This is a genomic window from Micromonospora sp. M51 (assembly GCF_018070305.1).
GTDB lineage: Bacteria > Actinomycetota > Actinomycetes > Mycobacteriales > Micromonosporaceae > Micromonospora > Micromonospora parva.
This window is the reverse complement of sequence record NZ_JAGPXZ010000206.1, coordinates 1-8477: the sequence shown is the minus strand read 5'-3', so window position 1 is coordinate 8477 and position 8477 is coordinate 1. Positions and strand designations below refer to the sequence as shown.

Below are 8477 nucleotides of genomic sequence, written 5' to 3'. Positions count from 1 at the left end.
GCCCTGGCAGCGGGGAGCGGGCCGGTGGCGGCGGGGAGCGGGCCGGTGGCGGCGGGGAGCGGGCCGGGCGCGGAGGCGGCCTCGGCGAACCAGGGCCGCAACGGGCGGACCCGCAGCGGCGGGGGCGACAGGTGCCGGGCCTGGGCCTGGGCCCACACCTCGGCGACCGTCCGCCCGCCGTCGGCCACCGGCACCGACGCACAGCCGCCGAGCCAGCGCGAGCCACGCAGGTGCAGGTAGCGGGTGAGGCCAGCCCACATCAGGTTGATCACCGCCCCGGAGCGATGGTCCGGGTGCACACAGGACCGGCCCGTCTCGACCAGGTCGTCACGGAGCGGGTCGAGCGCGGTGAGGTCGAACTCGTTCTCGGCGTACCGCCGAGCGGTGCGTCCCGGTGGCAGCAGCCGGTACGTGCCGACCACCTCGCCGGTGCTGTCCTCGCGGACGATCAGATGGTCGCAGTACGCGTCGAAGGGGTCCACGTCCAGCCCGGCCTCGCCGGGAAGGAGGGTGGCGCCCAACTCGGTGGCGAACACCTCGTGGCGCAGGCGTTGCGCGGCCGCGACCTGGATGGGGTCGTCGGCGATCAGCAGGGTGTATCCGCTGGTCGTCAAGGGTGCGCCAGCGGCATGCAGAACGGCCATGGGATCTGTGTAGGTGCCCGGGTTGCCATCCACGGGGACCACTGGTGTCGATCGGGTGAACGCCGGCCGGCGAGACCGCTGGCGACGCCCGGCGGGGACCGTGCGAGGCTGCCCGGGGCAGCTGGCGACGGCGCCGACACGCACCATCGGAGGTCGACGATGCGCATCGAGTCCCGATACAACGGGCCGGCCGGTTCCGGCAACGGCGGCTGGAGCGCGGGGACCTTCGCCGCCGCGGCGGGCGGCAGCGGGCCGGTCGAGGTGACGCTGCGCCGGCCACCACCGCTGGAGACCGAGCTGACCCTGATCGGCGGCGAGGTCCGGGACCCGACCGGTGAACTGGTGGCCGAGGTGCGCGCGGCCGGGGTGGTCGATGCCGTCGTACCCCCGGTCGACCTGGAGACGGCGGTGGCCGCCGCGACCCGCTACCCCGGCCTGGTCGAGCATCCGTTCCCCAGCTGCTACGTGTGCGGACCGCAACGGGTCGACGGGCTGCGGATCTTCCCCGGCCGGCTGCCGGACGGGCGGACCGCCGCGCCGTTCCGCGCGCCCGCGCAGGTCAGTGCGGCCACGGTCTGGGCGGCGTTGGACTGCCCCGGCGGTTGGGCGGTGCTCGCGCCGGGCCGCCCGTACCTGCTGGGCCGCATCGCCGCAGTGGTCGCGGCGCTGCCGCGGCCGGACGACGAGTGCGTGGTGACCGGGGCGTTGCTGCGCGTCGATGGCCGCAAGGCGCTCGTGCACACCAGCCTGTACGGGCCGGACGGCGCGCTGCTCGGCGCGGCGCGGGCAACCTGGATCGCCCGCTGAACCCGACCGTAGTCCGCAGGGAGGAGTCGCCTCCGCCCTGCGACGGATCAGGACATACGGACCGCGCCTGATTGACCTTGTTGCATTGGGCCGTCACGCTGTGCCACGGCGTACCTCGACGCCACACACGGGAGGAGAACGATGACTGACGGGCAGCGAAGCCCCACCAGCGACGGTCAGATCGTGGTGTCCGGTCTGACAAAGCAGTACAAGAACGTCCGGGCGGTGAACAACCTGTCCTTCACCGTGGCACCGGGACGGGTGACCGGCTTCCTCGGCCCGAACGGCGCCGGCAAGACCACCACGCTGCGCATGCTGCTGAACCTGGTCACGCCGACCGCCGGCACGACCACCATCAGCGGTCAGCGGTACGCCGACCTCACCGACCCGCTGCGGCACGTCGGCGCGGTGCTGGAGGCGTCCAGCGCGCACAAGGGCCGTACCGGCATCAACCACCTGCGGGTCATCTGCGCGGCGGCCGGGCTGCCCAAGCAGCGGGCCGACGAGGCGCTGGCCCTGGTCGGGCTGAGCCCGGCGGCGAAGCGCAAGTTCAAGGGTTACTCGCTGGGCATGAAGCAGCGGCTCGGTATCGCCGCCGCGATGCTCGGTGACCCTCGGGTGCTGATCCTCGACGAGCCGGCCAACGGGCTCGACCCGGAGGGCATCCGGTGGATGCGCGGATTCCTCAAGAACCTCGCCCACGAGGGCCGTACGGTGCTGGTCTCCAGTCACCTGCTGTCGGAGATGCAGCTGCTCGCCGACGACGTGGTGATCATCGCGGCCGGGCAGCTGGTCCGGCAGGGCCCGGTCGACCAGGTTCTCGGGTCGATGGCCCAGGGCGCCCGGGTCCGGGTCCGCACCCCGCAGGCCGAGGCGCTGACCGCCGCCCTGAAGGCGCAGTCGGCGACAGTGGACGTCGACGAGCACGGCGTGCTGCTGGTCGCCGGGGTGGACGCCCCGACGATCGGTCGCGCCGCCCTCACCGCCGGGGTGGAGCTGCACGAACTGACCACCGAACGGCCCGATCTGGAACGGGTCTTCCTGGAGCTGACGGCCGGAAAGGCGGGCATCCGATGAACCTGGTCCGATCCGAGCTACTCAAGATCCGCACCACCAGCACCTGGTGGTGGTTGGCTCTCGGCGCGTTCCTCTCGATCGCGCTGGCGTTCGCGGTCAACGCGTGGCTGGCCGTCACGGCGCTCGGCGGCGACGCCGACGAGATCGGCGTCAGCGCCGAGCAGGCGACCGCGCCGGCGCAGGCGGCGAACCTCTACACCTCGGGCCAGTACCTCGGGCTGATGTTCGTGATGCTCATCGGCATCCTGATGGTCACCAACGAGTTCTTCCACCAGACCGCGACCACCACGTTCCTGACGACCCCGCGGCGAACGTCGGTCATCGTCAGCAAGCTCGTCGCCGCGAGCCTGCTCGGCTTCATGTTCTGGCTGGCGACCACGCTGATCGACCTGGCCGCGGGCGCGATCTTCCTGTCCGCGAACGACTACGGCACCCAGCTCGGTGAGTGGCCCGTGCAGCGGGCACTGCTGTTCAACCTGCTCGCCTACGCGATCTGGACGATCCTCGGGGTGGGCATCGGCACGCTGATCACCAACCAGCTCGGAGCGGTGATCACGGCGGCGGTGCTCTATCTGATCGGCACCCAGGTGGTGGGTCTGCTGTTCCTGCTCCTGTCGAACCTGCTCGACAGCGAGGCGGTGCTCAAGTGGCAGGTGATCTGGCCGGCGGTGGCATCCCAGGTCATGATCACGGAGGGCACCTCTGAGTTCACCCCGTCCTGGTGGGTCGGCGCCCTGGTGCTGATCGGCTATGCGCTGGTCAGTGGGGTTGTCGGCGTCCTGCTCACCCGGCGGCGCGACATCGCCTGACAGCGCACCCGACCCCGGGGTGGCCGTGACAAGCTGGCCGCTCCGGGGTCGTCACCGCCATCGGCGGGCCCGGGACATCGTGGAACTGACGCGCTACCAGCTCTCCACCGGACGCGCAGCGGTTGCCGAACTTCTGGCATCTTCTGTGAAACCGGCCACGGGACCGAGGCGGAAATGCCTGCGGGATCGGTACGGCGTAGCCTGGGAGCCGTCCAGTCCGTGCTCCTAATCGGGCGCGACAGGACACACCGCGTGCCACACAAACCCGCGTGAAAGAGGCGATTACCGGCCGTGTCGACCCAGCAGACTTCGCAGGAGAACCCACTGGCGGGTTTCGGCCCGAATGAGTGGATCGTCGAGGAGATGTACCAGCGTTACCTCGCCGACCCATCGAGCGTCGATTCGGCCTGGCACGACTTCTTCGCCGACTACCGGCCGGCACCAGGGGCGGGCACCCCGGGCGGTGCCGAATCGTCGGACAAGCCGGCCGCCGCCCCCGAGCCGGACGGCCAGCCCGAGGCCGCCGTCAGCGTCGCCCAGCCGAGCGCCCCGGCCAAGCCGGCGACCGCGAGCAAGCCGGCCGCCCCGAGCAAGCCGGCCGCCGCCCAGCCGGCGCCGACCAAGTCCGCCGCTCCGGCCACGCCCAAGGCCGCCCCGGCGAAGGCAGCGCCGGAGAAGGCGGCCCCGGCCAAGCCGGCCGCCAAGGCCACCGAGCCGAGCGCCGACGGCCCGCAGACCACCCCGTTGCGGGGCGTCGCCGCGAAGATCGTCCAGAACATGGACGCCTCGCTGAGCGTGCCCACCGCGACCAGCGTGCGCGCGGTCCCGGCCAAGCTGCTCGTGGACAACCGCATCGTGATCAACAACCACCTCGCCCGAGGGCGGGGTGGCAAGGTCAGCTTCACCCACCTGGTCGGCTACGCGATGGTGCGCGCGCTGGTCCAGCACCCCGAGATGAACAACTCCTTCGCCGAGGCCAACGGCAAGCCGGCGGTGGTCCGCCCGGCACACGTCAACCTCGGCATCGCGATCGACCTGGCCAAGCCGGACGGCAGCCGCAACCTGGTGGTCCCCTCCATCAAGGGCTGCGAGCAGATGGACTTCCGGCAGTTCTGGCAGGCGTACGAGGACGTGGTCCGCCGGGCCCGGCGCAACGAGCTGACCATGGAGGACTACTCCGGCACCACGATCTCGCTGACCAACCCGGGCGGCATCGGCACCGTGCACTCGATGCCGCGGCTCATGCAGGGGCAGAGCGCGATCATCGGTGTCGGCGCGATGGAGTACCCGGCCCCCTACCAGGGGATGTCCGAGGCCACCCTGGCCGAGCTGGCGGTCAGCAAGATCATCACGCTGACCAGCACGTACGACCACCGGATCATCCAGGGCGCGCAGTCCGGCGAGTTCCTCAAGGTGATGCACGAGCTGATCCTGGGCGAGCACGACTTCTACGACGAGATCTTCACCTCGCTGCGCATCCCGTACGAGCCGGTGCGGTGGATGCGCGACGTGGCGGTCAACTCCGAGGGGCAGATCAACAAAACCGCCCGGGTGCACGAGCTGATCCACGCGTACCGGGTGCGCGGTCACCTGATGGCCGACACCGACCCGCTGGAATTCAAGATCCGCAAGCACCCCGACCTGGACGTCCTCCAGCACGGGCTCACCCTGTGGGACCTGGACCGCGAGTTCCCGGTCAACGGCTTCGCCGGTCGGCAGCGGATGAAGCTGCGCGAGATCCTCGGCGTGCTGCGCGACTCGTACTGCCGCCGGGTCGGCATCGAGTACATGCACATCCAGGACCCGGAGGAGCGCCGCTGGGTCCAGGAACGGATCGAGCGCAAGTACGAGAAGCCGTCCGCCGACGAGCAGAAGCACGTGCTCAACCGGCTCAACGCCGCCGAGGCGTTCGAGACCTTCCTGCAGACGAAGTACGTCGGCCAGAAGCGCTTCTCGCTGGAGGGCGGCGAGTCGCTGATCCCGCTGCTCGGTGAGGTGCTGGAGTCGTCCGCCGAGAGCGGGCTGGACGAGGTCGTCATCGGCATGGCCCACCGGGGTCGGCTCAACGTGCTGGCCAACATCGTCGGCAAGCCGTACGAGAAGATCTTCTCCGAGTTCGAGGGCCACCTGGACCCGCGCTCGACGCAGGGCTCCGGCGACGTGAAGTACCACCTGGGTCAGAACGGCAAGTTCACCACCCCCGACGGCGAGCACGCGGTCAAGGTGTCGGTGGTGGCCAACCCGTCGCACCTGGAGGCCGTCGACCCGGTGCTGGAGGGCATCGTCCGGGCCAAGCAGGACCGGATAGACCTCAAGTTGGAGGGCTACACCGTGCTGCCGCTGGCGGTGCACGGTGACGCCGCCTTCGCCGGGCAGGGCGTGGTGGCCGAGACGCTGAACCTGTCGCAGCTGCGCGGCTACCGCACCGGCGGCACCGTGCACGTGGTGGTCAACAACCAGGTCGGCTTCACCACCGCCCCGGAGTACAGCCGGTCCAGCCTCTACAGCACCGACGTGGCCCGGATGATCCAGGCGCCGATCTTCCACGTCAACGGCGACGACCCGGAGGCCGTGGTCCGGGTGGCCCGGCTGGCGTTCGAGTACCGGCAGACGTTCAACAAGGACGTCGTGATCGACATGGTCTGCTACCGCCGGCGCGGGCACAACGAGGGCGACGACCCGTCGATGTCCAACCCCCAGATGTACAAGATCATTGATTCGAAGCGCTCGGTTCGCAAGCTCTACACCGAGGAGCTGATCGGTCGCGGCGACATCACCGTGGAGGACGCGGAGGAGCTGCTGCGCGACTGGTAGTCGCGCAGCTGGAGAAGGTCTTCAAGGCCACCCGGGACGCCGCCTCGGCACCGCGCCAGCTCAACCGGCCGCGCCGTGAGGAGGAGCCGGAGCCGCAGGTCGACACCGCCACCGACGCGTCGGTGGTCAAGGCCATCGGCGAGGCGCACATCAACCTGCCGGAGGGCTTCACCCCGCACAAGCGGATCCAGCAACTGCTGGACCGGCGGGCCAAGATGTCCGTCGAGGGCAACATCGACTGGGGCTTCGGCGAGATCATCGCGCTCGGGGCGCTGCTGCACGACGGGGTCACCGTCCGGCTCGCCGGGCAGGACTCGCGTCGCGGCACGTTCGTCCAGCGGCACGCCTCGGTGGTCGACTCCCGCACCGGCGACGACTACCTGCCGTTGAAGTCGCTCACCGGCGACGGCGACCGTTCCCGGTTCTTCGTGCACGACTCGCTGCTCAGCGAGTACGCGGCGATGGGCTTCGAGTACGGCTACTCGGTGGAGAACATCAACGCCCTCGTCGCCTGGGAGGCCCAGTTCGGCGACTTCGTCAACGGCGCCCAGTCGGTGATCGACGAGTTCATCTCGTCCGGTGAGGTGAAGTGGGGCCAGCGCTCCGCCATCACCCTGCTGCTGCCGCACGGCCACGAGGGTCAGGGCCCGGACCACACCTCCGGCCGGCCGGAGCGGTTCCTGCAGATGTGCGCCGAGGACAACATGCGGGTGTCCATCCCGACCACCCCGGCGAACTACTTCCACCTGCTGCGCCGCCAGGCCCTGTCGCCCAAGCGCAAGCCGTTGGTGGTGTTCACGCCGAAGTCGCTGCTGCGGCACAAGCTCTGCGTCTCGTCGGTGGAGGACTTCACCACCGGCACCTTCCAGCCGGTGCTGCGCGACACCGCCGCCCCGGCGCCGGAGGCGGTGAAGCGGGTGCTGCTCTGCTCCGGCAAGGTCTACTACGACCTGTTCCAGGCCCGGCAGGAGCGCGGCGTCACCGACACCGCGATCCTCCGGCTCGAGCAGCTGTACCCGCTGCCGGTGGAGGAGATCCGGGCCGCCCTGGCGCAGTTCCCGAACGCGGAGGACTTCGCCTGGGTGCAGGAGGAGCCGGCCAACCAGGGCGCCTGGTCGTTCGTCGCGCTCAACCTGCTGGAGCACCTCACCGACGTTCGGCTGCGGCGGATCTCCCGCCCGGCCGCGGCCGCCCCGGCGGTCGGCTCGGCCAAGACCCACGAGGTCGAGCAGAACGCGCTGATCGAGGCGGCACTTCCGCGCCCGTGACCTGACCGCACCGCGACAGCCGGGGCAGGGCCGTTTCCACGGTCCTGCCCCGGCTCCGTCGGTCGACCCAACCACCCGCCCGGCCTGCGCCGGGCCGAGTAAGAGGACCTACCCATGTACTTCACCGACCGTGGCATCGAGGAGCTGGTCGAGCGCCGGGGCGACGAGCAGGTGACCCTGGAGTGGCTCGGCGAGCGGCTGCGCGACTTCGTCGACCTCAACCCCGAGTTCGAGACACCGATCGAGCGCTTCGCCACCTGGCTGGCCCGGCTCGACGACCCCGACGAGGACTGACCCACCCGGTGCCGGGAACCACCGCCCGATTGGGCAGCTGACGGGCGGCTGGCAGCTGGCCGGTGCCGGCCGGTCAGCCGGTCCGCGACGTGACCGGTTCCAGGCCCGTGCGTCGCAGTTTCTGCCAGCCCAGCCGGCCGCCGGTCAACGCGGTGACCACGGCCTGAACCATCACCAGATACATCAACTGCCGGTAGACGAACTGTTGGAGCGGCAACACCCACAGCACCCCCAACTTCTCCCGGTCCAGCCGGAACGCCACCACCGCGGTGACCAGTTGCACGCCGAGCATGACCAGCCAGGCCACCGCCGTGGCGGTCCGGTCGAGGAAGAAGAGGCCGTACAGGGCCAGTAGGTCGATCACCGGCGCGAGCAGCGGCAACAGCACGCCGAAGAGGCTGAGGAAGAACAGGCAACGCCGGGTGAACCGGCCCGACGCACCCCGGTCGAATACGGAGCGGCGATGCTTCCACATCGCCTGCATGGTGCCGTAGCTCCACCGGTAGCGCTGTTTCCAGAGCTGGCCGATGCTCGTCGGCGCCTCGGTCCAGGCGCGGGCCGTCTCCTCGTAGACGACCTTCCAGCCGGCCCGACCGAGCGCGATGGTGACGTCCGTGTCCTCGGCCAGGGTGTCATCGGTCATCCCCCCGGCGTACCGCAGCGCCTGTCGCCGGAAACCGCCGATCGCCCCGGGCACCGTCGGCATGCAGCGCAGCGTCTCGTAGAGGCGCCGGTCCAGGTTGAACCCGATGACGTACTCGATG

The 8477-nt window shown here is 70.4% G+C and carries 6 protein-coding genes and 1 pseudogene; 5 read left to right on the top strand and 2 right to left on the bottom strand.

What is annotated here, in order from left to right; all coding sequences use genetic code 11:
- Positions 1 to 644 (bottom strand): GNAT family N-acetyltransferase (locus tag KBX53_RS13645; protein WP_210859580.1); only part of this gene is annotated, 644 nt, incomplete at its 3' end.
- Between the two features lie 159 nt (positions 645 to 803).
- Here KBX53_RS13645 and KBX53_RS13640 point away from each other — a divergent pair.
- From KBX53_RS13640 to KBX53_RS13620, 5 genes and pseudogenes are all read left to right on the top strand, one after another.
- The gene (locus KBX53_RS13640) at positions 804 to 1451 is read left to right on the top strand and encodes a hypothetical protein (RefSeq protein WP_210859578.1); all 648 of its coding nucleotides are present in this window, start codon (positions 804 to 806) and stop codon (positions 1449 to 1451) included.
- 141 nt (positions 1452 to 1592) lie between these two features.
- Positions 1593 to 2528 carry an ABC transporter ATP-binding protein gene (locus KBX53_RS13635; RefSeq protein ID WP_030336710.1) on the top strand — a complete coding sequence of 312 codons (936 nt, stop codon included), beginning with the start codon at positions 1593 to 1595 and terminating at the stop codon, positions 2526 to 2528.
- Positions 2525 to 3337: an ABC transporter permease gene (locus KBX53_RS13630; RefSeq protein ID WP_030336708.1), complete on the top strand. Its 813-nt coding sequence runs from the start codon at positions 2525 to 2527 to the stop codon at positions 3335 to 3337. Before KBX53_RS13635 ends, KBX53_RS13630 begins: the two co-directional genes overlap by 4 nt.
- Positions 3338 to 3628: 291 nt before the next feature.
- Positions 3629 to 7419, top strand: a pseudogene (locus tag KBX53_RS13625) (multifunctional oxoglutarate decarboxylase/oxoglutarate dehydrogenase thiamine pyrophosphate-binding subunit/dihydrolipoyllysine-residue succinyltransferase subunit).
- Positions 7420 to 7533: 114 nt separating this feature from the next.
- A complete protein-coding gene (locus KBX53_RS13620; RefSeq protein WP_030336704.1) occupies positions 7534 to 7713 on the top strand; it encodes a DUF6104 family protein in 180 nt (59 codons plus the stop codon).
- 73 nt (positions 7714 to 7786) lie between these two features.
- On the opposite strand, the gene KBX53_RS13615 is transcribed toward KBX53_RS13620, so the two are convergent.
- Positions 7787 to 8477, bottom strand: a 691-nt coding sequence (locus tag KBX53_RS13615) for a glycosyltransferase family 2 protein (protein ID WP_210859576.1), incomplete at its 5' end; no start/stop codon positions are given.

What these genes read in the sequence shown, in the direction of transcription:
- KBX53_RS13640 (WP_210859578.1), top strand. Translation starts at nt 804, where the DNA reads ATGCGCATCGAGTCCCGATACAACGGGCCGGCCGGTTCCGGCAACGGC.
- KBX53_RS13635 (WP_030336710.1), top strand. Translation starts at nt 1,593, where the DNA reads ATGACTGACGGGCAGCGAAGCCCCACCAGCGACGGTCAGATCGTGGTG.
- KBX53_RS13630 (WP_030336708.1), top strand. Translation starts at nt 2,525, where the DNA reads ATGAACCTGGTCCGATCCGAGCTACTCAAGATCCGCACCACCAGCACC.
- KBX53_RS13620 (WP_030336704.1), top strand. Translation starts at nt 7,534, where the DNA reads ATGTACTTCACCGACCGTGGCATCGAGGAGCTGGTCGAGCGCCGGGGC.